Raw genomic sequence first — 26,369 nt, forward strand, 5'->3', positions numbered from 1 at the left:
CGGCGGTCCCCTGGGGGAGGCAATCCGGTACCGGCCCGGCTGCTCCTGCGGGAGGCGCCCCCACGCACTCTCAGGGTCGAGTCGGGGGCGGACCCTGATGCCGTCGCCCGTACGGACATGTGACGATCGGGTCATGCCAGCCGCCACGCCCCGAGCCACAAGCTCTCTCAACGCCGACCCGGAGGAGCCGTCGCTGCGCAAGCTGTACCGCAGCGCCGACGGACGGCTGCTCGGCGGCGTCGCGCGCGGTCTCGCCGGGCATCTCGGGCTGCCCGTCGCCTGGGTACGGTTCGTCTTCCTCGGCCTGTTCTTCGCGGACGGCCTCGGCGCGCTGCTCTACGCGGTGTTCTGGATCGTCGTCCCGCTCGGTGTCGGTGGTGTGGAGGCACCGCGCTCCGTCTTCGAGACCGCCCCGGACGGCAGACGCAGGCTCCGCAAACCCGACAAGGGCCAGGTCTTCGCCCTCATCGCGCTGTTCATCGGCGCCATCGTCTTCGTCGGCAATGTCGACATGGGCAGCAAGGCCGACCGCTACATCTGGCCCACGCTGCTGATCGGCGCAGGTTCCGTACTGGTGTGGCGGCAGGCCGACAACGCCCGGCGCGCCCGCTGGATGGAGGTCGGCAGCCGCCGCCGGGTCCTGCATCTGGCCCGGGGGCTTGCCGGGGTCGCCCTGGTCGGCCTGGGCCTGGCCGTCTTCATGGTGGTACGCGGCTCCGCGGCCCAGCTCGGCAACGTCCTGACCGCCGCGATCGCCGTCCTCACCGGCATCGCGCTGCTGGCCGGCCCCTACCTCGTACGCATGACCCAGGACCTCTCCGAGGAGCGCACGATGCGCATCAGGGCCCAGGAGCGCGCCGAGGTCGCCGCCCATGTCCATGACTCGGTGCTGCACACCCTCACCCTGATCCAGCGCAACGCGGAGGACGCGGGCGAGGTCCGCAGACTGGCCCGCGCCCAGGAACGCGAACTGCGCAACTGGCTGTACAACCCCGAGGGCACCGGCAAGGACGAGGACGACGAACCCGAGACCCTCGCCGAGGCGGTCAAGCGCGCCGCCGCCGAGGTCGAGGACAAGCACGGTGTTCCGCTGGAGGTCGTCGTAGTCGGCGACTGCCCGCTGGACGAGAAACTGGCCGCGCAGATGCAGGCCGCACGCGAGGCGATGGTCAACGCCGCCAAGTACGGTGGCGAGGGCGGCGCCGTGCAGGTCTACGCCGAGGTCGAGGGCCGCACGGTCTTCGTCTCGGTACGCGACCGGGGCCCGGGATTCGATCTGGATTCCGTACCGGGGGACAGAATGGGCGTACGAGAATCAATCATCGGCCGGATGCAGCGCAACGGCGGTACGGCGCGGCTGCGTTCGGTGCCCGGCGGGGGCACGGAAGTCGAGCTGGAGATGGAGAGGGCGAGCGATGACGGAGACCACTGAGGCGGCAGGGGGCCCGGAGCGCCGGGTACGGGTCGTGCTCGTCGACGACCACCGGATGTTCCGCACGGGTGTCCAGGCCGAGATCGGCCGCACCGAGGAGACGGGCGTCGAGGTGGTCGGCGAGGCCGCCGACGTCGACCAGGCGGTCACGGTCATCACGGCGACCCGCCCCGAGGTCGTCCTCCTCGACGTCCATCTGCCCGGCGGCGGCGGCGTCGAGGTGCTGCGCCGCTGCGCCCCGCTGATGGGCGCCGCCGAGAACCCGGTGCGGTTCTTGGCACTGTCCGTCTCGGACGCCGCCGAGGACGTCATCGGCGTCATCCGCGGCGGCGCCCGCGGCTATGTCACGAAGACCATCACCGGCACCGACCTGGTCGACTCGGTCTTCCGGGTCCAGGACGGCGACGCGGTGTTCTCGCCCCGGCTGGCCGGCTTCGTCCTCGACGCCTTCGCCTCCACGGACGCGCCGCCGGTCGACGAGGACCTGGACCGGCTGACGCAGCGCGAGCGCGAGGTGCTGCGGCTGATCGCCCGCGGCTACGCGTACAAGGAGATCGCCAAGCAGCTGTTCATCTCGGTGAAGACGGTCGAGTCGCATGTCTCGGCGGTGCTGCGGAAGCTCCAGCTCTCGAACCGGCACGAGCTGACCCGGTGGGCGACGGCGCGGCGGCTGGTCTGAGTCAGCCGGCCGCTGGGTCGGGGCCGAGCGAGATGTTCAGCTTCTCGCCGACCCGGCGGTAGCCGATCCCCGCGTAGATCCGCTCCACATCCGCGTCGGCCGGCTCCAGCCACACCACCCGGCAACCCCGCTCGAAGGCGGTCGCGGTCAGGTGGGCACTCAGCGCGGCGCCGATGCCGCGGCGGCGGAAGGTACCGGCGACGGCGAGGCCGGCCAGTTCGGTGAGGCCGTCGACCGGGACCGAGCAGCCGCCCGCGCCCGCCGGGACGCCGTCGACCGTGGCGAGGCCCGCGACCCCGCCGCCCCCGGCCGCCGCGCGCAGCCAGGCAGCCTCGCCGCCCTCGGGCTCGCCCGTCCCGCCGTATCCGTGGTGCTGGACGAGCGCGGCGGCGTCGAACTCCGCGTCGGTGACCGGTTCGGCGATCGCGAGGGAGTCCACCGGCTTCGGCGGCAGCAGGTCGCCCGGGGCACAGGCCAGGATCGGGGCCCGGTTCTCGACGGTGAACCCGGCGGCGAGCAGCGCGGGTTCGACCGCGGGTGCCCAGCCGGGCAGAAACTCCAGCCGCGGCATCCGGTCGTACTCTCGGAACGCCGCGATCAGGGCGTCGAGGTCCTCCGCCGTCGGCTCGGCGTCCCGGTCGGGTATCGCGTAATTGGCGTACTTGATCGACCAGTTCGGGTTGTACCGCACGGTGAAGGGGCCGACCCGGAGATGGTCGGGGGAGCGCAGGGCGAGCGTACGGGCATGGGTCTAGACATCGAGGTCCATGGGCATGTGCGTTTGTCCTCCGGCCGGTTGATCAGAAATCGGGAGCCTATGCCACCCGGGTCGCTCCGGCGAAGGGCATCTGGTCGATCGGTGCGATCCGGACCGGCGCTCCCGGGCGCGGGGCGTGGATCATCTGGCCGTTGCCGATGTAGAGCCCGACGTGGCTGACGCCGGAGTAGAAGAACACCAGGTCGCCCGGGGCGAGTTCGGAGCGCGAGATGTGCTGTCCGGCGTTGATCTGGGTGTACGTGGTCCGGGGGAGCGAGACACCGGCGGAGCGCCAGGCGGCCTGGGTGAGCCCGGAGCAGTCGAACGAGGACGGGCCGGTCGCGCCCCAGACGTACGGCTTTCCGAGCGCCCCGTACGCGAACGCGATGGCCTCGGCGGCACGGGCGTTGGGAGCCTGGACGGGACCGCGTGCGGTGCTGCGGTCGGCACGGTCGGCGGAGCGCGCGCTGTCCGAGCTCTCGTAGGCGGCGCGCTCGGCCGGGGACAGGGTGGCGAGGAGCCGCTGCGCGTCGGCCAGTCTGGTCCTGATCGTCGCCTTGTGCTTCTTCAGCTCGGCCTGACGGGATGCCAGCGCAGCCAGCTTTCCCTTGGCCTGCGAGCGCAGCTGAGCGATCCGGGCGACCTGCCGCTCCACCCCGTCGACCTCGGCGGCCTGGCGGTCGCCGATCCGGTCCACGTACGACGCGCGCTCCAGGTACTGGTCGGGGTCGGAGGAGAGCGCCAGCTGTACGGCCGGGTCCAGGTCGCCGGTGCGGTACTGCGCGGCGGCGAGTGAACCCAGTGCGTTGCGCGAGGCGTTGAGGCGCTCGGTCCTGCGGGCCGCCTCGTCGCGCAGGGTGTCGACGGCACCGGCGGCGGCGGTCGCCTTCTCCTTGGCGCCGTTGTACTGCTCGGTGGCGACTTCCGCGTCGTGGTACAGCCGGTCCACCTCCGCCTTGATCTGGGCCGGGGTGAGCTGGGGATCGGCGTGTGCGGAGCCTGGCAGAGCGGCAGCGGTGGCGGCCCCGGCGATGGCGAGGGTGGCTGCGGTGCGGGCAGCAGAGCCGGTGTACGGGCGCTGCTTGGGTTTCCGGTGCGCTGCCACGGGGGCGTGCGTCCTTCCTGGCGACTGCCCGTCGGGGACTACCGGCGGGCCCGCCCGAGGTCCGGCGGCGGGTCACCAACAGGGGGAGCGGCCCGCCGCCGGATTTCTCGGCGGGGTGACCGGTTCGCCGTCCGGGTGCGGAGCGGCGGTGAAGCCGGTCACCTGGGTAGGGACGCTAAACCCGGGGCACGGGGAAGAGTCGTAATGAAGCCTATTGCCCGAATTTGGCGCGGCGCTGTCGCCGATTGATCGGAAAAATTGCACCAGAGTCAGGCAATTGGTGCAGGTGTGAGTGAAGCGACAGGAAGTCGCACCTGCCTGCGGAGTGGTGATATGGCCGGGGCTAGGCTGCGGACCCATGGACGTACTCATCAATGTCTTCGTCGCCCTGCACATCATCGGTATCGCCTCGCTGCTGGGCGGTTTCCTGACCCAGATGAAGGCGATGGGCGCGGGCACGGCCCGGTTCGTCCCGGCGATGCTGCACGGCGCACTGACGATGCTGGTCACCGGTGTCGCGCTGGTCGGGCTCAACGAGGCCGACGACCACCACGTGAACAACATCAAGATCGGGGTCAAGCTGCTGCTCCTGGTCGTGATCCTCGCGCTCGTCTACGTCAAGCGGGACGAGGAGAAGGTCGACAAGGGCGCCTTCGCGGCGGTGGGCGGGCTGACGCTCGCCAACATCTTCATCGCCACGCTCTGGACCTGAGCCGGCCCGTGCCGCCCACGCTGCCGGACGGGCGTGGAATCCAAGCCCGTCCGGCAGCTGAAGACGCAAGGGCGTGAGCCGCTACGACGGTCGCACGCTGCCGTAGATCGGCATGTAGTAGATCGACTCCTCGCGCACATTCGCCCCCGGCTTCGGCGCGTGGATCATCATTCCGTCGCCCTTGTAGATGCCGACGTGGCTGATGTCGTCGTAGAAGAAGACGAGGTCGCCCGGCTGCAGATCCGCCGTCGCGATCCGGGTGCCTGTCTCCACCTGGTCCCAGGTGGTGCGCGGGAGGTCGACGCCCGCGGCCTTCCAGGCGGCCTGGGTGAGCCCGGAGCAGTCGTACGAGGACGGGCCCGTCGCGCCCCATACGTACGGCTTGCCGATCTGGGCCGCGGCGAAGGCGAGGGCCTTCTCCGCCTTGGTGGTGGCGCTGCTGCCCGAGCCGGTTCCGGTGCCCGTGCCCGTACCGCTGCCGGATTCCGCCTCCTTCGCGGCCTCCGCGGCCTTGCGGTCCGCCTCGGCCCTGGCGGCGGCCTGCTGCTGCGCCAGCTCCTCCGCCTTGCGCTTGGCCTCCGCCTCCTTCTTGCGCTCCAGCGCCGCGAGCCGCGCCTTCTCCTCGGCAGTCAGCTTCGACAGCATCGCGCGCGCGTCGCCCAGCTTCTTCTGGACGTTCTCCTTGCTGGTGCGCAGCGTGGTCTGTGTCGAGGTCAGCGTCTCCAGGCTCTGCACCGCTTCGGCACGCTTCTTCGACGCCTTGGCCTGCTGCGTACGGAAGTCCGTGACCGCCTTCTGCTGCTGACCGGTCATCCGGCTCATCAGCTGGCTCTGGTCGAAGTACGACTGCGGGTCGTCTGCCAGGAAGAAGGTGGCGCTCGGTGCGATGGAGCCGGTGCGGTACTGCGCGGCCGCGTAGGCGCCGAGCGTCCTGCGGGCGTCGTTGAGCTTGTCGGCGCGCTTCGCCACGTCCTCCAGCAGGGCGTCGACCTTGGCGCGCTGGGTGGCGGAGTTTTCCTTTGCCTGGTTGTACTGCTGGGTCGCGGTGCCCGCCTGCCGGTAGAGGTCGTCGACCTTCTTCTGGACGTCCTCGATGCTGGGCTTCGGGGCGGGGGCGGCCGTGGCGCTCTGTGTGGAGAGCAGGGTCACGGACGCCAGAGCCGCCGTGGTGAGCCCTACGGCCGGTGTGGTGGTGCGCACCCGGGTGCGCGGTTTGCGATGCGACGCCAAGGCCGGCATCTCCTTCCGTGGACCGCCTACCGGGTTAGCTGTCGGGTTCGGGCGGAACGGAAGGCTGCCCTACGGTCCGAGTGGGGGATAAGGACCGATTCACCCCGGTGCTGCGTGTGGGTCCCCGGTTCCGAACTCCCGTGAGGGCAGGCCGGATTCGGCGCGGGCGCCCGCTCGGCGTGGCTCGCCTCAGGGGGTACGGGCCGCCCGGTCGAGCACGCTAGCCAACCCGTGGTGCTGCTGTGAAGGTCGATGTTCGATATGCCCGATACATTTTCGTGACCTTGATGAAGTGGGGGTCGCGAGGGCCGACGACGGCCCGTATTCCCTTACGCGGCGTGGGTGCCCGCTGTCTTTGTGTGCCCGGCCGTCGGGTGCGGTTCGCCATGCGGCCGTCGTGTGTCGTTGCGGCGGCCTAGACTCGACAAGCGATGAGCAGCCTCTTTGACGACAGCTTCCTGGCCGGCCTCCAGCACTCGGAGGAAGAGCCCCCGCCGCCCCCCGAGGACTCCGCACCCGAAGCGGTGCCGGAGGACCTCTTCGCGGGCGTATTCGACGGGTCCCCGCCGCCCAGGGACGCGTATTACCGCGACGGCGCGCACCGCCCCGTCATCGACTCCGCGGCGCTCCTCGACGGGCTGAACACCGAGCAGCGCGCCGCCGTGGTCCACGCGGGCTCCCCGCTGCTCATCGTCGCCGGGGCGGGCTCCGGAAAGACCCGGGTGCTGACCCACCGGATCGCCCACCTCCTCGCCGAGCGCGGGGTGCACCCCGGCCAGATCCTGGCGATCACCTTCACCAACAAGGCCGCGGGCGAGATGAAGGAGCGCGTCGAGCAACTCGTCGGACCGCGCGCCAACGCCATGTGGGTCATGACCTTCCACAGCGCGTGCGTACGCATCCTGCGCCGCGAGTCGAAGAAGCTCGGCTTCACCTCGTCGTTCTCGATCTACGACGCCGCCGACTCCAAGCGCCTGATGGCCCTGGTCTGCCGCGATCTCGACCTCGACCCGAAGCGCTTCCCGCCGAAGGCGTTCACGGCCAAGGTCTCCAACCTGAAGAACGAGCTGATCGACGAGGAGACCTTCGCCGGTCAGGCCGCGGACGGCTTCGAGAAGACCCTCGCCCAGGCCTACGCGATGTACCAGTCCCGGCTGCGCGAGGCCAACGCGCTGGACTTCGACGACATCATCATGACGACGGTCCATCTGCTCCAGGCCTTCCCCGACGTCGCCGAGCACTACCGCCGCCGCTTCCGGCACGTCCTGGTCGACGAGTACCAGGACACCAACCACGCCCAGTACACCCTCGTGCGCGAACTGGTCGGCCCGGCCGGCGAGGGCGACGCCCCCGCCGAGCTGTGCGTCGTCGGTGACGCGGACCAGTCGATCTACGCCTTCCGCGGCGCGACCATCCGCAACATCCTCCAGTTCGAGGAGGACTACCCGAACGCGACCACGATCCTCCTGGAGCAGAACTACCGCTCCACGCAGACGATCCTGTCCGCCGCCAACGCGGTCATCGAGCGCAACGAGAGCCGCCGCCCCAAGAACCTCTGGACGAACGCCGGCACGGGCGCCCGGATCACCGGCTATGTCGCCGACACCGAGCACGACGAGGCGCAGTTCGTCGCCGACGAGATCGACCGGCTGACCGACGCGGGCGATGCCAAGGCGGGCGACGTCGCGATCTTCTACCGTACGAACGCGCAGTCCCGTGTCTTCGAAGAGATCTTCATCCGCGTCGGACTGCCGTACAAGGTCGTCGGCGGCGTGCGCTTCTACGAGCGCAAGGAGGTCCGGGACGTCCTGGCCTACCTCCGGGTCCTCGCCAACCCCGAGGACACCGTCCCGCTGCGCCGCATCCTCAATGTGCCCAAGCGCGGCATCGGCGACCGTGCCGAGGCGATGATCGACGCGCTCTCCATGCGCGAGAAGATCACCTTCCCGCAGGCGCTGCGCCGGGTCGACGAGGCGTACGGCATGGCGGCCCGGTCGGCCAACGCCGTCAAGCGGTTCAACACGCTGATGGAGGAGCTGCGCACGATCGTCGAGTCCGGTGCGGGCCCGGCGGTGGTTCTGGAGGCAGTGCTGGAGCGCACCGGCTACCTCGCCGAGCTTCAGGCATCCACCGACCCGCAGGACGAGACCCGCATCGAGAACCTTCAGGAACTCGCCGCTGTCGCCCTCGAATTCGAGCAGGAGCGGGGGGAAGAGGAAGGTGCGGGCACGCTCGCCGAATTCCTGGAGAAGGTCGCGCTCGTCGCCGACTCCGACCAGATCCCCGACGAGGACGAGGACGGCTCCGGTGTCATCACGCTGATGACGCTGCACACCGCGAAGGGCCTCGAATTCCCGGTGGTCTTCCTGACCGGCATGGAGGACGGCGTCTTCCCGCACATGCGCGCGCTGGGACAGGTGAAGGAGCTGGAGGAGGAGCGGCGGCTCGCGTACGTCGGGATCACCCGGGCCCGCGAGCGGCTCTATCTGACCCGGGCGGCGATGCGCAGTGCGTGGGGGCAGCCCTCGTACAATCCGCCGTCGCGGTTCCTGGAGGAGATCCCGGACCAGCACCTGGAGTGGAAGCGGACCGGGCCGATGGCGGCCCCGGCCGGACCGACGTCGGGGATCACTTCGTCGCTGTCCTCGTCGCGCGCCCGGTCGGGCCCCTCGGGCTTCGCGACGCGGCGCACCTCGGACAGGCCGACGGTCACGCTGGTGGTCGGGGACCGGGTCACGCACGACCAGTTCGGGCTCGGCACGGTCACGGCGGTCGAGGGCGTCGGCGACCAGGCGAAGGCGACGGTCGACTTCGGGGACGAGCGGCCGAAGAAGCTGCTGCTGCGCTACGCGCCGGTCGAGAAGCTGTAGTCCGGTAGCCGGGCAGGCGGCCGGGGCAGATGCACCGGCCGCCGGGTGGCTCAGGTCGGGTCGACGCCGTGGCTGCGGAGCCAGGGCAGCGGGTCTATTGCCGCTCCGCCCCCGGGCCGTACCTCGAAGTGCAGGTGCGGACCGGTGGAGTTCCCTGAATTCCCGGAGTAGGCGATGACATCGCCGGCCTTCACCGGGCCGGAGCGGATCTTGGTGCTGCTGAGGTGGCAGTACCAGGTCTCGGTGCCGTCGGCCATGGTGACGATGGCCATGTTCCCGTAGGCGCTGTTCCACTGGGTGCGTACGGTGCCGTCGGTCGCGGCCATCACGGGAGTGCCGTACGAGACGGGGAAGTCGATGCCCGTGTGCACGGACATCCAGTTGACGCCCGCCTGGCCGAAGTACGCGCTGAGGCCGTGCTGCGCGACCGGCAGGAGGAATTTGGGGCGCAGCGCCTCCTTGCGGGCGGCCTCTTCCTCGCGCTTCTTCTTCTCGGCGGCCTGCCGCTCCCTCAGGTCGATGCGTTCCTGGGTACGGCTGGCGCGGTCGGCGAAGTTCTCCGCGTCGGCGCTGAGGTTGGCGAGCTGGGTGTCCAGCTTGTTGTTGGCGGCGACCGGCTTGACGGAGCCGGGGTCGGCAGCCGCCATCGTCGTGGTGTTGTCGTCCTTCTTGTCCTCGCCGCCCAGTCCGCTGACGGAAGCCGCGGCGATACCGGCCACGCTCATCACGCAGGCGGAGGGAACGGCGACGGTGAGGAGAGCGGAACGCTTTGCGGGGGAACGCCGCCGACTGCGACTGCCGCCACCACTGCGGGTGGCGGGGCGGCCGATGGGGCGGTGGGTGTCGGGCGCGGCGTCGGCCGTGTCGTCGGCGGCGGCTGCGCTCACGTCGGTGTCGAAGTCAGCCTCCGGCCCCGTCTCCGGGAGGCTGAACTCGGCGGTGTGCTGGGGCTCGTACGGGTCGAAGGAGTCCTGGTCGGCATAGGACTCGTACGACTGCTGCGCCTCGTGCGCCTCTTGTGCTTCGTATGCCTCGTGTGTCGCCGGTGCCTCGTGCAACATCTGCGCGGTTTGCGCGGTCCGCTGTTCCTGCTCGGGCGTGGCGCCGGTGTTCCAGGCGGTGGCGTCGTACGCGCCGGTGTCGTACGCGGCCGTGTCGGTCGTCGCCCACTGGCCGGTCTGGTACCAGCCGTTGGTGTCCCACTGGCCCGTGGCGTCCGGGGTGCCGCCCTGTGCCGGAATTTCGGCGAAGACGGCGGTAGTTGTGGCAGTGGCGGCCGTGGTCGCTGCCGTGCCGTAGTCGGCTCCGGGCGTCCAGGTGGCTGTGGTGTCGTACGTGGGGCCTGCGGCGTATTGCTGCTGGGGCTCCGCTGCGTACGGGGCGTAAGCGTCGTACGAGGTGGTGGCGTGTGCGCCCGTGTCCCACTGCGTGGAGTCGTACTGGCCGCTGTACCCGGCCTGGCCGGTGTCGTAGCCGCTGCCGTACGTGCCGTCGTAGCTGCCGGGAAGGGAGCCGAAGAGCGGGTCGCTGTCGAAGCTGCCGGTGGCTTGGCTGTCGTATCCGGCGTACCCGGCGTGGGGGTGCTGGTCGTTCACCAACTTCTCTCTCGCCTCGGCAGCAGGACCTGTGGTCTGGGGTCCGGCGGAGGGATCCCAGGGGGAGCAGTGGCCGCGACTGTACCCGGCGGTACGTGACGTCGACAATCTTCGGCAGGCTCGGGCGGCTCAGGAAACGGGCAATCGGCCGTCTTTCGACGGACTGTCCACACAGCCTTGGCTCTATGTTCGAAACGCGTTCTATTTTTGGGGCCTCCGGCGGGGTGTGATGAGGCCGGGCCGGTCCGGTCAAGCCACCGAAGCGGCCCCTGTTGTTCCGGTGGTTCCTGTGGCTCCTGCGGGTCCTGTGGCTTCGATCGCCGTTTCGCGGGATTCCAGCGCCTGCCGGACCGCGGCGGCGACGGTGGGATGCACCGGGAGCGCGAGATGGCCGATACCGCTGACGCGTACGTTCAGCGCGTCGAGATCCGGATGGTCGATGCAGGCCGCCTCGGCTGGGACGATCACCCGGTCCAGCTCGCTCCAGAAGCTCACGAACCGGGTGCGGCAGCCGGGCGCCGGCCTGCGCAGTTCCTCGATCGGCGCGGAGCCCGCACGCATCTGGCGCACGATGGGGTGAGCACTGGCCAGTGGGGCGACGGACGTGCCCCCGTGCGGTGTGCCGAGGGTGACCAGGGTGCGGACCCGCTGGTCACCGCCCAGCCGCTGTACGTAATAGCGGGCGATCAGGCCGCCGAGGCTGTGCCCGACGATGTCGACCTGGTGGTGTCCGGTGCGGGCACAGATCTCCTCGACGTGCCGGCCGAGCAACTCGGCCGCCGTACGGATGTCACAGGTCAGCGGCGAGTAGTTGAGCGACTCCAGATGGCGCCAGCCGTGCCGGGCGAGGGAGCGGCGGAGCAGGACGAAGACCGAGCGGTTGTCGATGAAGCCGTGCAGGAGCACGACGGGCGGCCGCTCGCCGCCCTCGGCGAGGAGAGCGGAGGCTCCGGCCGGGGCGGTGGGGGGTGTGGTGCCCGGTTCTGCCGGGCGCTGCGGGGGCCGCCGCTCCCCGGCGATGCCGGTGGGGTAGAGGAGTACATGCCCGGCGAGCACCACCAGTTCGAGTGCGGTGGCCTTGAGCAGCGCGGATGACAGCCGGGCGCAGCACAGACACGGCCGGCGCAGCAATAGGGGAAGGAAAGGCAGGACCTTCATGGCCGACCTCCTGCTTCGGCACGCGGGGTGGCGGCTCCGGTCCCCGTATGCCCTCATGGGGTGCCGTTGCGGAGGTACGGGCGGCCGAACCCCGGCCGTCCGGCCGGGGTTCGGCTCCGATTCGCAGGCCACTGCTCACCGGTGGTGACCGGCGAACGATCGGCCGACGGTCCCGATGACGATGGGCCCGGCGGCCCGTACCACCGTGCCGCGCGGCTGGCGGCGCGGTGGTACGGCGACCTCTTGGCGGCTCCCCTGGCGGCCGGTCCCGCACGGCAGGTGTGCCGCGTCAAGCGGGAACGGCGCCCGGTGAACATGTCCCACGTGTGATTTCCCCCTCCCCGTCCACCGCGAAACGGCGGGTTGCGGGATGCTGTCGATAACGTTCGTTCACATCCCCGGCCCTTCAGGCACGGGAGACGCATGTGGAGGCAGTGATGGGTGTGACCGGTCCGATCCGTGTGGTGGTGGCCAAGCCGGGCCTGGACGGCCATGATCGCGGGGCCAAGGTGATCGCGCGTGCGCTGCGCGACGCCGGTATGGAGGTCATCTACACCGGGCTCCACCAGACGCCCGAGCAGATCGTGGACACCGCGATCCAGGAGGACGCCGACGCGATCGGCCTCTCGATCCTCTCCGGTGCGCACAACACGCTCTTCGCCAAGGTGATCGAGCTGCTGAAGGAGCGTGAGGCGGAGGACATCAAGGTCTTCGGCGGCGGCATCATCCCGGAAGCGGACATCGCACCGCTGAAGGACCAGGGTGTCGCGGAGATCTTCACCCCGGGTGCGACGACGGCGTCGATCGTCGACTGGGTCAACGCGAACGTCCGCCACCACGTGGAAGCCTGACCCACCCCCGCCGCAAGGCAGCGGGCCGACAGGCCCGTCTGCCCGCGGCGGTGTGCCGGGCGACGGCTGCGCGGGGTTGGCCGGCGGGGCGGCTTGCCCCTGGAGCCCCTGGAGCTCCTGGAGCTGCTTGCCCGGAGTCACTGCCTGCGGCCGACTCTGCGAGCTGCGCCCGCGCCCGGGCACCTGGGATCGGCCACTGGCCCCGCCGGACACCTGGGTCCGGACCTCCGCCCAGCCCCGCCCCGGGCCCCGGGCCCTGCCGGACACTTGTCCTCCGAGCCTCCCGGGCCCCTCCGAGCCTCCCGGGCCCCTCCTGGCCTCTCCGGCCTCTCCGGCCTCTCCGGCCTCTCCGGCCTCCCCGGCCTCCTGGCCTCTCGGCCCCCGGCACGCCCGTGCCGCTTACTCGGGACCGGGTGGCCGAGGCCGGCCGCCGGCCTCGGCCGGACACTTGGCTCCGCCGGCCTGCGCCGGACACTTGGCTCTCGGCGTCCGGCCCCACTCGGGCTCCGGCCTTCCGGGACCCCGGCTCCCGCTCAGGCGCCTGGTTCCTGCCGATTCCTCTCGGGCCGGAGCCCGCCGATCCTTCCACAGCCCGGTATCAGTTCCAGGTCCATCGCCGAGCGCAGCCGCAGCGTGGAGACCAGTCGCTGGAATGCCTCCGACCAGTAGCCGTTCGCGCCCGGTGAGGCGTCCTCCGGTTCGTCCGGGGGGGTGGTGAGGACCACCAGACGGTCCGCCTCGGCAGGGTTCAGACAGCGCTCGGCGAGGCCCATCACGCCGCTGAAACTCCAGGGATAGCTGCCCGCGTCCCGGGCGATGTCCAGGGCGTCGACGACCGAGCGGCCCAGTGGTTCGGCCCAGGGTGTCGGGCAGACCCCCAGCAGCTGGAAGGCCTCCGACAGTCCGTGCGCCGCGATGAAGTCGGCCACCCATTCGGCCCGCTCGGCTGCGGGAAGTATGGCGAGCAGTTTCGACCGCTCTGCGAGCGACGCCGTACCGGGGCCGTTCGACGGGGGGACGGACGGGGCGCCGAGCAGAGCGCGGGCCCACTCCGGATCCCGCTGCCGCACTGCTGCCCGGCACCATGCCGCGTGCAGTTCCTCGGCCCAGCCGTCGGCCACCGGCAGGCCGACGATCTCCTGTGCGGCGCGGCCACCGAACCGCACCGGCCAGGTGGCGAGGGGGGCCGCCTCCACCAACTGGCCGAGCCACCACGACCGTTCGCCCCGCCCGGACGGCGGCACCGCCACCACGCCGTCGCGCTCCATCGACGCATCGCATTCGTGTGGGGCCTCCACGGCGACGGAGGCCTCGTCGCCCGTGAGGTCTGGGCTCACACAGGACATCGCGCGGCCCGCCATCCGTTCGGCGAACGCCGACCCCGGCAGCGCCGACAGCAGTTCGGCAGCAGTCGAGCGGACATTGCGACTGCGGTCGGAGAGTGCCTGTTCCAGGAAGGTCTCGTCCACTCCGGACAGTCCGGTGCGCAGTGAGTCGAGAAACATCAGCCGGTCCTCGGCGCGCTCGGTGGTCCATGTGGTGGCGAGCAGCGCGAGCGCTTCAACGGGATCGTGAGCCCGTACGGCCCCGAGCAGGGCGACCCGTTCGGCGAACAGGCCCTCCTCCCACAGCCGGGCGACCGCTTCCGGCTCCGTGACGTCCGGCAGCAACGAGCTGCCGGACGAGCCGCGCAGTGCGAACTTCCACTCGGGGTTCAGCCCGGCCAGCCACAGCCCGCGTGGCCCGGTGAAGGCCAGGGCCTGCGGCCGCAGGTCGGTACGGGACCTGGCCGCGTCCAGCAGGGGCGGGAGCAGCGAGGCCGGGGCACGGTAGCCGTGCTGATTGGCGGTGGCCAGCCACTGCGGGATCAGCTCCGTGAGATCAGGAGCCGTACCCCGCCGGCCGCCCGAGCCGCCCGGTGCCGACCGGTCCGCGAGCAGCTGGGCGAGCCTGCGCCGCGCGGCCGGGGGCAGCGGCGGCCGCGGGTCGGCGGGCGCCGGCTCGGGCCGGGCGGCCGCGGAGGCGGGCAGCAGCCCCGCTCTGCGTTGCACGGTGTGGAGCGCCGCCGCGTCCAGAAGTCCGCCCGGTCCGCCGCCTGCCTCGGCCGGGCGGCGGTCGGTGCCGAGAAGCGCCGAGGTGACGAGCTCTTCCCAGGGCGCGGGTGTGACGGTGCGAGGCATTGGTCCCCCTTCGAATCCAACGTCAGATGAGCGGCACGGTCTCGGACGTCGTGTCGGCGCTGCTGATCCCGACGCCGTCGACTCCGCAGGCTCCGGTGTCCGCGTCCGTGGACCAGGCCGCGAGCGGGTCGAACCCGCGGTGACCGCATTCGCCGAAGACCGTGACGGGCGAGCCGCCGGAGAGCGCGACGAGCGTCCACAGGCCGGGCCGGGACAGCGCCGAAGGGGCGACGGGCAGGGCCGCATCGCCCGCCGCGTCGACCAGCTGCCAGCCGTCCCCGGACGGTACGGGTATGACATCGCGCAGTGTCACCGGCCAGGCGTCCAGCCAGGGATCGTCCCGCAGGGCGTCTGCGTACGCACCGATCGCGGCCGCCGCCGTACCGCCCGGCGGTGGCGTACCGGTCGGTGATGGGACACCGAACTGCTCACCCAGCTCCGCCCGTAGCCGGCCGGCGCCCGGATAGGGCGTGATCTCGGCGTCGATCGTGACGCCCACCGGCAGTGCCGGCCCAGGGGCGCGCCCGGCCGACCCGAAGGAGAGCAGCAGAGCCGTGCGGCCGGAGTCCCTCCCGTACAACCAGATGCGGCGCGCGACGATCTTGCCGTCCGGGGTGTCGTACTGGGCGAGGACCAGCCAGTGGTCGCGGACCGGTGGGCCCTCGGCGGGGGCGGTCAGCCCCACGCGGGAACGGACCGTGGCCGCCAGCGGCTCCGGCAGCCGGTCGATCCCCAGCCATGCGCTGTCCAGCAGATGCAGCAGCGCGCACTCCTCCAGCAGCCGCACCGGCCAGCCAGGCCCGGACGCCGGGATGGAGCCCAACTCCCGTACGCGGGCGGCCAGTCCGGGCGCCTGGGCATCTACCATGCGGGCCGCCGTCTCCTCCCACAGCCCGTACCCCGACTGATCGGCCGCAGCCAGACCACCGCGCAGCAGATCCGTCAGCCGCTGCTCCAGCTCCAGTGCACCGCCGGTGATCCGCCCGGCCCGCCGCTCGGCGCGCCGCCGGGCGGCCTCCGGGTCGGCCGGGCCCGCGGCCGAGGCGCCGCCCGCCGTCGGCCCGCCCTTCTCCCCCTTGTCCGCCGCACGCTTGCGACGGCCCGTCAGCCACTCACCGGCCCAGTCCGGCACCTCGCCGGCGGGCAGGGCCGATTCGCCGGACACCCAGACCAGCAGCAGACCCAGCGCGTGCTTGCACGGGAACTTCCGGCTGGGACAACTGCATTTGTACGCAGGACCGGCGGTGTCCACCACCGTTTGATACGGCTTGCTCCCGCTCCCCTTGCACAGCCCCCACACCGCTCCCGAGCCGTCGCACCCGCCGCCCGACCACGGACCGGCCGAACCGAGCTTGCTTCCCGCCTTGCGTGACGTCTCGTCAGGAGCCAGGGCCAGGACCTGTTCCACCGTCCAGCGCGCCGCCGGGCCGGCGGCGCGCAAGGGTTCTCCCCCGTGAGATAGCAGCATGGCAACGACGGTAGAACGCACCACTGACAATCAACCTGACCTGCCGATTTGCCGTCACGCGTATCACTTGACTTTACCCGTCCTTTGCGATTCGCTGCGAACTCCAGACCTTTGAATCCGGGGGGATCAGCTGATGAACCGCACCGTCCGTAACATCCGTAACGTCCGCACTGTTCGGACGGCCGTCCGCGCAGCCGTCGTCCTCGGTCTCGCCGTGGGACTCGGCGCCTGCTCCGAGACCGTCGACCAGGTGGACAAGGCCGTGGACGAGACGTACGAAGTCACCTACGAGGTCACCGGCACGAGCGTGGACGAGATCCAGTTCCACGCGGGCGGCGGCAAGGCCATGGACCCGAAGATCGAGACGGTCAAGTCCCCCAAGCTGCCGTGGCGTAAGACCGTCACGCTGCGCGGGATCATGCCGCCCGCCGTCATGCCGATCGCCCTGGACGAGGACGGGGCCGACGTCACCTGCTCGATCACGCACAAGGGCAAGGTCATCAAGGAGGCCAAGGGCGAGGGCCTCGTCACCGCGGGCGGCTGCGTCGCGGTCTCGCCGGTGACCGGCTGAACGCTCCACCCGTAGCCACTGAATCGGCCCCGACCTGCGGTCGGGGCCGATTGTCAGTGCCATGGTGCACGGTGGAAACCACATCAGGTCGACCCGATCTGGAGGGGGATCCATGACCGTGTCCGAAACCACCGCCGCCGTTGGCGTACAGGCCCTGCGACCGCATGCCGAGGATGCCTTCGCCCATGAGCTGAAGGCCCTTGCCGCGGCCGACGACCGCCCGCGGCCCGCCCGTTGGCGGCTGTCCCCGTGGGCCGTCGCCACCTACCTGCTCGGCGGCACACTGCCGGACGGCACGGTGATCACGCCCAAGTACGTCGGTCCGCGCCGCCTCGTCGAAGTCGCCGTGACCACACTCGCCACCGACCGGGCCCTGCTGCTCCTCGGCGTTCCCGGCACCGCCAAGACCTGGGTCTCCGAGCATCTCGCGGCCGCCGTCAGCGGCGACTCGACCCTGCTGGTCCAGGGCACGGCGGGCACCCCGGAGGAAGCCGTCCGCTACGGCTGGAATTACGCACAACTGCTCGCGCACGGGCCCAGCCGCGGCGCCCTGGTCCCGAGTCCGCTCATGCGCGCCATGTCCGACGGCATGACCGCGCGGATCGAGGAACTCACCCGTATCCCCGCCGATGTGCAGGACTCGCTGATCACGATCCTGTCGGAGAAGACGCTCCCCGTCCCCGAACTGGGCCAGGAGGTCCAGGCGGTCCGCGGTTTCAACGTCATCGCCACCGCCAATGACCGCGACCGCGGGGTCAACGAGCTGTCCAGCGCGCTGCGCCGCCGGTTCAACACCGTCGTGCTGCCGCTGCCGGCCACCCCCGACGCAGAGGTCGACATCGTGTCCCGGCGCGTCGACCAGATCGGCCGTTCGCTGGACCTCCCGGCCGCGCCCGACGGTATGGCCGAGATCCGTCGCGTCGTGACGGTCTTCCGCGAGCTGCGTGACGGTGTCACCACCGATGGCCGCACCAAGCTCAAGTCTCCCTCGGGGACGCTGTCGACGGCCGAGGCGATCTCCGTGGTCACCAACGGCCTTGCGCTGGCCGCGCACTTCGGCGACGGGGTGCTGCGCCCCGGTGATGTGGCGGCGGGCATCCTGGGCGCGGTCGTCCGCGATCCCGCGGCCGACCGGGTGGTCTGGCAGGAATACCTGGAGACCGTGGTCCGGGAGCGGGACGGGTGGAAGGACTTCTACCGCGCCTGCCGCGAGGTATCCGCATGACCCGGGCCGCGCGTCCCGCCGGACCGCTGCTGCTGGGGGTGCGGCACCACGGCCCGGGCTCGGCCCGAGCCGTCCGTGCGGCTCTGGAAGCCGCCCGCCCGCGGGCGGTGCTGATCGAGGGACCTCCTGAGGGTGACGCACTGCTGCCGCTGGCCGCCGACGAGCAGATGCGGCCTCCGGTCGCGCTTCTTGCCCATGCTGTCGACGACCCGGGACAGGCGGCGTTCTGGCCGCTGGCCGCGTTCTCGCCCGAGTGGGTCGCGATCCGCTGGGCACTGGCGCACGACGTCCCGGTCCGCTTCATCGACCTGCCCGCGGTGAACTCCCTGGCCATGGCACAGGCAGCGGAACACGAAACGGACCGGGACAGGGGCGCGGAAGCGGATGGGAACGGGGGAACGGACGGGGGCGGAGCCAGGGAGCGGGCTACGGCCGACTCGCCTGCGCATGCCCCGGTCGACCCCATCGGTGTACTGGCCGAGACGGCGGGTTACGACGACCCGGAGCGCTGGTGGGAGGACGTCGTCGAACACCGCACCCAGGGCGGCGAAGCCGTCGACCCGCGGGCGCCGTTCGCCGCGCTCGCCGAGGCGATGACGGCCCTGCGTGAGGTGTACGGGGACGGCGGCCACCCTCGTGACACCGTTCGCGAGGCGTATATGCGTATCCAACTGCGCAAGGCGGTAAAGGAGTTCGGGGACGACATCGCGGTAGTCTGCGGCGCCTGGCATGTGCCCGCGCTCGTTACGAGGACCACGCTCGCCGCCGACCGGGCCCTGCTCAAGGGGCTGCCCAAGGTCAAGGCCGAGCTGACCTGGGTGCCCTGGTCGCACCGCCGGCTCGCCCGGCACAGCGGATACGGGGCGGGCATCGACTCGCCCGGCTGGTACGGACACCTCTTCGAGACCGCCGACCGCCCGATCGAGCGGTGGATGACCAAGGTCGCCGGACTCCTGCGCGACGAGGACCGGTTCGTCTCGTCCGCCCATGTCATCGAGGCCGTCAGGCTCGCCGAGACCCTCGCCGCCATGCGCGGCCGCCCGCTGGCCGGGCTGAGCGAGACGACCGATGCGATCCGGGCCGTGATGTGCGAAGGCTCCGATGTGCCGCTCGCGCTCGTACAGGACCGGCTGATAGTCGGCGAGACACTCGGCGAAGTGCCGGACACCGCCCCTGCCGTACCCCTGCAGCGCGACCTCACCCGACAGCAGCGCACACTCCGGCTCAAACCGGAGGCCATGGAGCGGGAGTTGGAGCTCGACCTGCGCAAGGACACCGACGCGGCCCGCAGCCGGCTGCTCCACCGGCTGCGGATCCTCGCCGTCGGCTGGGGCGAGCCCGCCGCGGGCCGGGCGAGTACCGGCACCTTCCGGGAGAGCTGGCGGCTGCGCTGGGAACCCGAGCTGTACGTACGGGTCGCGGAGGCCGGGACATGGGGCACCACCGTGCTCTCCGCGGCGACCGCCAAGGCCGAAGGCCAGGCGGCTTCGGCGACCGCACTCGCCGAGGTCACCGCACTCGCCGAGCACTGCCTCCTCGCCGAACTGCCCGACGCGCTGCCCGTAGTGATGCGGGCCCTCGCCGACCGCGCCGCACTCGACGCCGACGTCGGCCATCTCGCCGACGCCCTGCCCGCGCTGGCGCGCACCCTGCGCTACGGCGACGTGCGGTCCACGGACACCGCGGCTCTCGGCGAGGTCGCGGCCGGGCTCGCCGAGCGGATCTGTGTCGGACTCCCTCCCGCCTGCACCGGACTGGACGCCGACGGCGCAGCCGAACTGCGCCGCCGGGTGGACGGGGTCCACACCGCGATCGGGCTGCTCACCGGAGCCGATCACACGGATGCCGACGGGGACGGGCTGCGTGAGCGCTGGACCGCCGTGCTGCACAAACTCGCCGCCCGGGACACGGTCGCGGGCGTCATCCGGGGCCGCGCGGCCCGCCTGCTGCTCGACGAAGGACGGCTCGCGGAGGACGACGCGGCACGGCTGATGGGTCTGGCCCTCTCGCCCGGCACACCCCCGGCCGACGCCGCGGCCTGGATCGAGGGGTTCGTCGGCGGAGCGGCCGGAGGCGGCATGCTCCTCGTCCACGACGAGCGACTGCTCGGGCTGGTCGACGCCTGGCTCACCGGGGTTCCGGCCGACACCTTCGCCGATGTGCTGCCCCTGTTGCGCCGCACCTTCTCGGCGTACGAAGCGGGCATACGGCGCACGCTGGGCGAACTGGTGCGGCGCGGTCCGTCCTCCGGGGGACCGACAGCCACCGCCACCGGGACGACGACACCCGGCTTCGGCCCCGGACTCGACGGAGCCAGGGCCGACGCGGTGGTGCCGGTGCTGCGTCTGCTGCTCGGTCTGGACACCGGCACCGGTCCGGAACCGGGCGGCGTCGACCCGGACAACAGAGATCCGGACGAGCGAGCCGGGAACGTCAAGGAACCCCTGGGGGCAACGGGATGACCACGGACACGGCCGGCACCGCACCGCACCCGGCCCACAGCTCGCCGCCCGGCCCGGCGGACCGCTCGGCACGCCCCCGCCCGCGGTCGGGCCCGGCGAACGACGAGCGGCTGCGTCGGTGGCGGCTGGTCCTGGGCGGGGACAGCGCAGAGAGCACCGGCTGCACCCTCACCGGACGCGACGCCGCGATGGACGGCGCACTGACCGCGCTGTACGGCGGCGGAGGCAGACCCGGGGGCCGGGGCGGGAACAACCGCTCGGCCGGACTCGGAGCCTCCGCCCCCTCCGTGGCCCGCTGGCTCGGTGACATCCGCACGTACTTCCCCAGCTCCGTCGTTCAGGTCATGCAGCGCGACGCGATCGACCGACTCGGCCTCTCCGCACTGCTCCTCGAACCGGAGATGCTGGAGGCCGTCGAGGCGGACGTCCATCTCGTCGGAACGCTCCTCTCGCTCAACAAGGTCATGCCCGAGACGACGAAGGAGACCGCAAGAGCCGTCGTGCGCAAGGTCGTCGACGATCTGGAGAAGCGGCTCGCCACCCGCACCCGGGCCACACTCACCGGCGCGCTGGACCGCTCGGCCAAGATCAACCGGCCCCGCCACCACGACATCGACTGGGGCCGAACCATCCGGGCCAACCTCAAGAACTACCTCCCCGAGTACGGCACCGTCGTCCCCGAGCGGCTCATCGGCTACGGGCGGGCCGCGCAGTCCGTGAAGAAGGACGTCATCCTCTGCATCGACCAGTCGGGGTCGATGGCCGCCTCCGTCGTCTACGCCTCCGTCTTCGGCGCGGTGCTCGCCTCCATGCGAACCCTGCAAACCAGGCTTGTCGTCTTCGACACGGCAGTGGTCGACCTCACCGACCAGCTCGACGACCCCGTCGACGTACTCTTCGGCACCCAGCTCGGCGGCGGCACCGACATCAACCGGGCGCTCGCCTACTGCCAGTCGAAGATCTCCCGCCCCGCCGACACCGTCGTCGTCCTCATCAGCGACCTCTACGAGGGCGGCATACGCGACGAGATGCTGAAGCGGGTCGCCGCGATGAAGGCATCCGGCGTGCAGTTCGTGACGCTGCTCGCGCTGTCCGACGAGGGGGCACCCGCCTACGACCGCGACCATGCGGCGGCCCTCGGGGCCCTGGGCGCACCGGCATTCGCATGTACCCCGGATCTGTTCCCGGAAGTGATGGCAGCGGCGATCGAGAAGAGGCCACTTCCCATACCGGACAAGGAGACTCATCAGTAACAAGGGGCTTGCGCGACCCCGGGAGGTTCGTGCAAGCATCGTCCCGTCATCCGCGGAGGACCGCATTCCGCAGTCCGCGCCATCCGGAGAGGGCTCATCCCCACGTGACCACCGCAGCCGTTCGTTCCGCCACCGATCCGCGCCCCCGGCGCGGGCCGGTCGGCCGGCGAGCGCTGCAGGTGGTGCTGTTCCTCGGCGGGCTGCTGGCCCTGGGGCTGCTCTTCGGGACACGGGCCCATGCGGCACAGCAACCCGCTCCGTCGCTCCCCGGCACGGGGGCAACGATCGCCCGCGCAGCGGACACAGAAGCGGAAGCCGAAGCAGAAGTCGCTACGGGCCCGGCGCGCACGGCAGTTGAGCCGAGCGCGCGACAGGTCGCGGATACGGTCGCCGATACGAAGACGGGCCCGGCGGCCGCCGCTCGCATCGCGTCTGTCGGCAAGACGGCGCACCCGCCGGCCCAACCGGCGGCCCGCCGCACCGTTTCCCCCGCAGCCCGGCCGGTTGTCGGGACGGTCCACGCCACGGCCCGGCCGCTCGCCCAACAGGTCCGGCAGGTCGACAACGCGGCCGGGATGCTTCTCCGCGTGGTGGTCACCGGCGTCGTCGGCGCGCTCCCCGACGGGTTGCCGCCGCTGACGTTGCCGGACCCCCACACCCACACCCCCAGCGGTCCGCCCGCCGAACCGCACCGGGCCCCCGGCTCCGTAGACGACAGCGCGCGAACCCTCGTCGTGCCGCACCTCATCCGTACGTACACCCCCGCGGTGACAGCCGCCCCGGGCGGGTTCGCCCCGCTGGGCGACGCAGCGGTGCGTGACGCCCAACGGGCCCTCGCACCGGAGTACCGGCCGATGTCCGAGCGGGCACCGCACGATCCCGTCCACGGCCTCGGCCGTCCCGCATCCGCCGAGGCCCATGCGCCGCGCAACGGCGACCAGCACGCCGTCCCGTTCGCGGGCGGTTCCTTCTTCGGACTCATACGCGGTGCCGGCCTCCCGGCGACCGCCGCACCGGTCCGCGACAGATCCGGCGACATCCTCGAATTCCCCGGCTAGGGCAGCCCGTTCCCCCACCCCGACCTGCCGCGCGGGGGCGGAACAGGTCTGCCCGCCGTCCGGACAGTTCCGGACCGCCGAAACGAATTCGAAGGATCTGACACACACATGCACAAGAACATCCGCCGTTCCATAGCTGTCGCCGCCACCGCCACCGGAATGTGGGCCCTCGGCACCGCCGCGGCCAGCGCGGACGAGTTGCCCGTCTCCCTTCCGCTGTCCACCCCCGACCACTCGGTCGACGCCGCCGACGTGGTCAACGGAGTCGACGGGGCCGAGGAGGTCGGGAACCTCACGGACCTCGGGGACAGCAAGGGCCTCGGCAGTCTCACGGACCTCGGCAACATCAAGGACACCGTCGGGACGAAGGCCGCCGGGGCGAGGGGCGACGTCGCGGCGAAGGCCGCCGAAGCGACGTCCGCGGCCAAGGGCGCCACGGCCGCCGAGCCGGCCGGCCGGGCCAAGGCGGTCCAGGACCAGGTCACGGGCGCCGCGGACAAGGCCACCGGCACGCTCCACGACGCCATCAGCCGGTCCGACGTCCTGGCCCCGCAGGGCATCCTGGACGAGCAGGTCCTGCGGGGCGTCCCGGCCGCGCCGGAGGCCCCCATCGACTACCTCTTCGGCCCGATCGAGCAGATCCCCGGCTACGCCGACTACGCACGGACGACGGCACCCAACGCTCTGACCACCGCGCAGGGCATCGCCCGAAGCACTGTCCGAAGCACCACCGGGACCGTCGCCCGGTCCACCGCCCAGGCCGAGCCGGTCGTCGGCCAGACCACCGACGCCGTGCTGCCGCCCGTCGCCGCCGACGCCGTCTCCACGGTGTTGCCGGTCGTCGGCCAGGCGCTCGGTGACGTCGCCACTCTCGTCCAGGGTGTGGTCGCCGAGGTCACGCCATTCGCCGAGGGCGTCGTGCAGCAGGCCGCGGTGCCCTTCGTGCAGGGTGTGGCGAACGAGGTCCAGCCGCTGGCCCAGGGCGTGACGGGCGCGGTCCAGCCGTTCGCCGGGGGCGTCACCTCCGAGGTGCAGCCGCTCGCCCAGGGGCTGGCCGGGGATGCGGTCGCCCCGTTCGCACAGGGCGTCACCGGCCGAGTGATGCCGCTGGCGCACGGCGTCGGAGCCCAGGCGCAGCCGTTCGCCGGCGGTCTCGTCGGTACGGTCGGTGACGATGTCCGTCCCACTGCCGGGAACGCGGCCTACGGCGCCGGGGGACTGACCTCGATCACTCCGGCGCATGTGACCGATGCGACAGACTCGGTGCCCTCCTTCGGTACTCCCGGGTACCCGGCCCGGAGCATCTGAGGCCGGCGGCCCCGGACCGCCCGGTCCGGGGCCCGTCCCCGCCGCACCGCAGGAGTGCCCTTTTGTCCACTGCGACCCGGGCGCCGGCGGGATCTGTGACCGTAATCACCGCTCAGGTGTGATCTGCGATTTAGGGTCCTGCGGAGCGCGGGGATAACCTGCGAGATGGACATGCCGCGTACCCCGGGTCACCGTGTGCGCCTTCCTGGTGACAGAGCAGTCACGTTGCCCCTCGCGGCACGCCCACGCAGAAAACGAACCGCGAGACCATTGATAAGGGACGGACGCGCGTGGACCTGTTCGAGTACCAGGCGAGGGACCTCTTCGCCAAGCACGGTGTACCGGTGCTGGCCGGTGAAGTCATCGACACGCCTGAGGCAGCCCGCGAGGCGACCGAGCGGCTGGGCGGCAAGTCTGTCGTCAAGGCGCAGGTGAAGGTCGGCGGCCGCGGCAAGGCCGGCGGCGTCAAGCTGGCCGCCACCCCCGACGAGGCGGTCGCCCGCGCGACCGACATCCTCGGCATGGACATCAAGGGCCACACGGTCCACAAGGTGATGATCGCCGAGACCGCGCCGGAGATTCTTGAGGAGTACTACGTCTCGTACCTCCTCGACCGCACCAACCGCACCTTCCTGGCCATGGCCTCGGTGCAGGGCGGCATGGACATCGAGGAGGTCGCGGAGAAGACCCCCGAGGCCCTCGCGAAGGTCCCGGTCGACTCCAACTCCGGAGTCACGATCGAGAAGGCCCGCGAGATCGTCGCCCAGGCGAAGTTCCCGGCCGAGGTGGCCGAGAAGGTCGCCGAGGTCATGGTGACGCTGTGGGACACCTTCGTCGCCGAGGACGCGCTCCTCGTCGAGGTCAACCCGCTCGCCAAGGTCGCCTCCGGCGACATCCTCGCGCTGGACGGCAAGGTGTCTCTCGACGAGAACGCCGACTTCCGTCAGCCCGAGCACGAGGCGCTCGAGGACAAGGCCGCAGCCAACCCGCTCGAGGCTGCCGCCAAGGCCAAGAACCTCAACTACGTCAAGCTCGACGGCGAGGTCGGCATCATCGGTAACGGTGCCGGTCTGGTCATGTCGACGCTGGACGTCGTCGCGTACGCCGGTGAGAACCACGGCAACGTGAAGCCCGCCAACTTCCTCGACATCGGTGGTGGCGCCTCCGCCGAGGTCATGGCGAACGGCCTGGAGATCATCCTCGGCGACCCGGACGTCAAGTCCGTCTTCGTCAACGTCTTCGGTGGCATCACCGCGTGCGACGAGGTCGCCAACGGCATCGTCCAGGCGCTTGAGCTGCTCAAGTCCAAGGGCGAGGAAGTCACCAAGCCGCTGGTCGTGCGCCTCGACGGCAACAACGCGGAGCTGGGTCGCAAGATCCTTTCCGACGCCAACCACCCGCTCGTTCAGCGCGTGGACACCATGGACGGCGCGGCCGACAAGGCCGCCGAGCTCGCCGCGGCTGCGAAGTAAGGGACGAGGGACTCCAACACCATGGCTATCTTCCTCACCAAGGACAGCAAGGTCATCGTCCAGGGGATGACCGGTGCCACCGGCATGAAGCACACCAAGCTCATGCTCGCCGACGGCACCAACATCGTCGGCGGCGTGAACCCGCGCAAGGCCGGCACGTCCGTCGACTTCGACGGCAACGAGGTACCCGTGTTCGGGACCGTCGCCGAGGCGATGGAGAAGACCGGCGCGAACGTGTCGGTTCTCTTCGTGCCGCCGGCCTTCGCCAAGGCCGCCGTCGTCGAGGCGATCGACGCCGAGATCCCGCTCGCCGTCGTGATCACCGAGGGCATTGCCGTCCACGACTCCGCCGCCTTCTGGGCGTACGCGGGCTCGAAGGGCAACAAGACCCGGATCATCGGCCCGAACTGCCCCGGCCTGATCACCCCCGGTCAGTCCAACGCCGGCATCATCCCGGGCGACATCACCAAGCCCGGCCGCATCGGTCTCGTGTCCAAGTCCGGCACGCTGACCTACCAGATGATGTACGAGCTCCGTGACATCGGCTTCTCGTCCGCCGTCGGCATCGGTGGCGACCCGGTCATCGGCACGACGCACATCGACGCCCTCGCGGCGTTCGAGGCCGACCCCGAGACCGACCTGATCGTGATGATCGGTGAGATCGGCGGCGACGCCGAGGAGCGTGCGGCCGACTTCATCGCGAAGAACGTCACCAAGCCGGTCGTCGGTTACGTCGCGGGCTTCACCGCCCCCGAGGGCAAGACCATGGGCCACGCCGGCGCCATCGTCTCCGGCTCCTCCGGCACCGCGCAGGCGAAGAAGGAGGCCCTTGAGGCCGCCGGCGTCAAGGTCGGCAAGACGCCGACCGAGACCGCCAAGCTGGCGCGCGAGATCCTCGGCGCCTGATCGCTTCACCGCGACGGAGCAGCACCGCAGTATCGCGTCACCGCACAGACGGCGCGGGCCCGTACCCCGGTCAGGGG

General features: G+C 71.3%; 20 protein-coding genes and 1 riboswitch. Of the genes, 13 read left to right on the forward strand and 7 right to left on the reverse strand.

Going from position 1 to position 26,369, the window contains the following annotated elements; all coding sequences use genetic code 11:
- The first annotated feature begins 133 nt into the window (after positions 1-133).
- Together ACFVYE_RS28555 and ACFVYE_RS28560 are read left to right on the forward strand one after the other, a co-directional pair.
- Complete coding sequence (locus ACFVYE_RS28555; RefSeq protein WP_383974143.1) at positions 134-1,432, forward strand: PspC domain-containing protein; 1,299 nt, start codon at positions 134-136, stop codon at positions 1,430-1,432.
- Entirely contained in the window at positions 1,416-2,111 is a 696-nt protein-coding gene (locus ACFVYE_RS28560) for a LuxR C-terminal-related transcriptional regulator (RefSeq protein WP_383974140.1), read from the forward strand. The genes ACFVYE_RS28555 and ACFVYE_RS28560 overlap by 17 nt, the downstream gene beginning before the upstream one ends.
- A 1-nt stretch (position 2,112) precedes the next feature.
- Here the strand turns inward: ACFVYE_RS28560 and ACFVYE_RS28565 are convergent, their stop codons facing one another.
- Together ACFVYE_RS28565 and ACFVYE_RS28570 are read right to left on the reverse strand one after the other, a co-directional pair.
- A complete protein-coding gene (locus ACFVYE_RS28565; protein ID WP_389607643.1) occupies positions 2,113-2,841 on the reverse strand; it encodes a GNAT family N-acetyltransferase in 729 nt (242 codons plus the stop codon).
- Between the two features lie 85 nt (positions 2,842-2,926).
- The gene (locus tag ACFVYE_RS28570; protein WP_383974135.1) at positions 2,927-3,973 is read right to left on the reverse strand and encodes an NlpC/P60 family protein; all 1,047 of its coding nucleotides are present in this window, start codon (positions 3,971-3,973) and stop codon (positions 2,927-2,929) included.
- 358 nt (positions 3,974-4,331) lie between these two features.
- Here ACFVYE_RS28570 and ACFVYE_RS28575 point away from each other — a divergent pair, with 358 nt between their 5' ends.
- On the forward strand, positions 4,332-4,685 hold the full coding sequence (locus ACFVYE_RS28575; protein ID WP_383974133.1) for a hypothetical protein: 354 nt from the start codon (positions 4,332-4,334) through the stop codon (positions 4,683-4,685).
- Positions 4,686-4,766: 81 nt separating this feature from the next.
- Here the strand turns inward: ACFVYE_RS28575 and ACFVYE_RS28580 are convergent, their stop codons facing one another.
- Entirely contained in the window at positions 4,767-5,924 is a 1,158-nt protein-coding gene (locus ACFVYE_RS28580; RefSeq protein ID WP_383974130.1) for an NlpC/P60 family protein, read from the reverse strand.
- Positions 5,923-6,088: riboswitch (cyclic di-AMP (ydaO/yuaA leader) on the reverse strand. (Overlaps the previous gene by 2 nt.)
- Positions 6,089-6,346: 258 nt before the next feature.
- On the opposite strand from ACFVYE_RS28580, the gene pcrA reads away from it, so the two are divergent.
- Positions 6,347-8,785, forward strand: coding sequence for a DNA helicase PcrA (pcrA, locus tag ACFVYE_RS28585; protein ID WP_383974128.1), 2,439 nt, complete (start codon positions 6,347-6,349; stop codon positions 8,783-8,785).
- 50 nt (positions 8,786-8,835) lie between these two features.
- Here pcrA and ACFVYE_RS28590 read toward each other — a convergent pair whose 3' ends face one another.
- Both ACFVYE_RS28590 and ACFVYE_RS28595 read right to left on the reverse strand, forming a co-directional pair.
- Positions 8,836-10,380, reverse strand: a complete 1,545-nt coding sequence (locus ACFVYE_RS28590; protein ID WP_383974125.1) for a M23 family metallopeptidase — start codon at positions 10,378-10,380, stop codon at positions 8,836-8,838.
- Positions 10,381-10,629: 249 nt separating this feature from the next.
- The gene (locus tag ACFVYE_RS28595) at positions 10,630-11,538 is read right to left on the reverse strand and encodes an esterase/lipase family protein (protein WP_389607638.1); all 909 of its coding nucleotides are present in this window, start codon (positions 11,536-11,538) and stop codon (positions 10,630-10,632) included.
- Between the two features lie 437 nt (positions 11,539-11,975).
- Between ACFVYE_RS28595 and ACFVYE_RS28600 the strand changes: the two genes are divergently transcribed.
- Positions 11,976-12,389 (forward strand): cobalamin B12-binding domain-containing protein, encoded by a 414-nt coding sequence (locus tag ACFVYE_RS28600; protein ID WP_383961722.1) that lies wholly within the window; start codon positions 11,976-11,978, stop codon positions 12,387-12,389.
- Between the two features lie 533 nt (positions 12,390-12,922).
- On the opposite strand, the gene ACFVYE_RS28605 is transcribed toward ACFVYE_RS28600, so the two are convergent.
- Both ACFVYE_RS28605 and ACFVYE_RS28610 read right to left on the reverse strand, forming a co-directional pair.
- Positions 12,923-14,569, reverse strand: coding sequence for a DUF5691 domain-containing protein (locus ACFVYE_RS28605; protein ID WP_389607639.1), 1,647 nt, complete (start codon positions 14,567-14,569; stop codon positions 12,923-12,925).
- Positions 14,570-14,591: 22 nt separating this feature from the next.
- On the reverse strand, positions 14,592-16,037 hold the full coding sequence (locus ACFVYE_RS28610; RefSeq protein ID WP_389607640.1) for an SWIM zinc finger family protein: 1,446 nt from the start codon (positions 16,035-16,037) through the stop codon (positions 14,592-14,594).
- Positions 16,038-16,170: 133 nt separating this feature from the next.
- Here ACFVYE_RS28610 and ACFVYE_RS28615 point away from each other — a divergent pair, with 133 nt between their 5' ends.
- From ACFVYE_RS28615 to sucD, 8 genes are all read left to right on the forward strand, one after another.
- Positions 16,171-16,608, forward strand: a complete 438-nt coding sequence (locus ACFVYE_RS28615) for an MmpS family transport accessory protein (protein ID WP_383961731.1) — start codon at positions 16,171-16,173, stop codon at positions 16,606-16,608.
- A 112-nt stretch (positions 16,609-16,720) separates the two neighbouring features.
- On the forward strand, positions 16,721-17,833 hold the full coding sequence (locus ACFVYE_RS28620) for an AAA family ATPase (RefSeq protein ID WP_383961734.1): 1,113 nt from the start codon (positions 16,721-16,723) through the stop codon (positions 17,831-17,833).
- A complete protein-coding gene (locus ACFVYE_RS28625) occupies positions 17,830-20,295 on the forward strand; it encodes a DUF5682 family protein (RefSeq protein WP_383961737.1) in 2,466 nt (821 codons plus the stop codon). Before ACFVYE_RS28620 ends, ACFVYE_RS28625 begins: the two co-directional genes overlap by 4 nt.
- The gene (locus tag ACFVYE_RS28630) at positions 20,292-21,548 is read left to right on the forward strand and encodes a VWA domain-containing protein (RefSeq protein WP_383961740.1); all 1,257 of its coding nucleotides are present in this window, start codon (positions 20,292-20,294) and stop codon (positions 21,546-21,548) included. The genes ACFVYE_RS28625 and ACFVYE_RS28630 overlap by 4 nt, the downstream gene beginning before the upstream one ends.
- 104 nt (positions 21,549-21,652) lie before the next feature.
- A complete protein-coding gene (locus ACFVYE_RS28635) occupies positions 21,653-22,606 on the forward strand; it encodes a hypothetical protein (protein ID WP_383961743.1) in 954 nt (317 codons plus the stop codon).
- 108 nt (positions 22,607-22,714) lie between these two features.
- Positions 22,715-23,914, forward strand: a complete 1,200-nt coding sequence (locus tag ACFVYE_RS28640; protein ID WP_383961746.1) for a hypothetical protein — start codon at positions 22,715-22,717, stop codon at positions 23,912-23,914.
- Positions 23,915-24,204: 290 nt separating this feature from the next.
- Positions 24,205-25,386: an ADP-forming succinate--CoA ligase subunit beta gene (gene sucC / locus ACFVYE_RS28645; RefSeq protein WP_383961749.1), complete on the forward strand. Its 1,182-nt coding sequence runs from the start codon at positions 24,205-24,207 to the stop codon at positions 25,384-25,386.
- Positions 25,387-25,407: 21 nt separating this feature from the next.
- A complete protein-coding gene (sucD, locus tag ACFVYE_RS28650; RefSeq protein ID WP_266358624.1) occupies positions 25,408-26,292 on the forward strand; it encodes a succinate--CoA ligase subunit alpha in 885 nt (294 codons plus the stop codon).
- Positions 26,293-26,369 lie beyond the last annotated feature (77 nt).

The organism is Streptomyces sp. NPDC058239, assembly GCF_042882185.1.
Classification (GTDB): Bacteria; Actinomycetota; Actinomycetes; order Streptomycetales; family Streptomycetaceae; genus Streptomyces.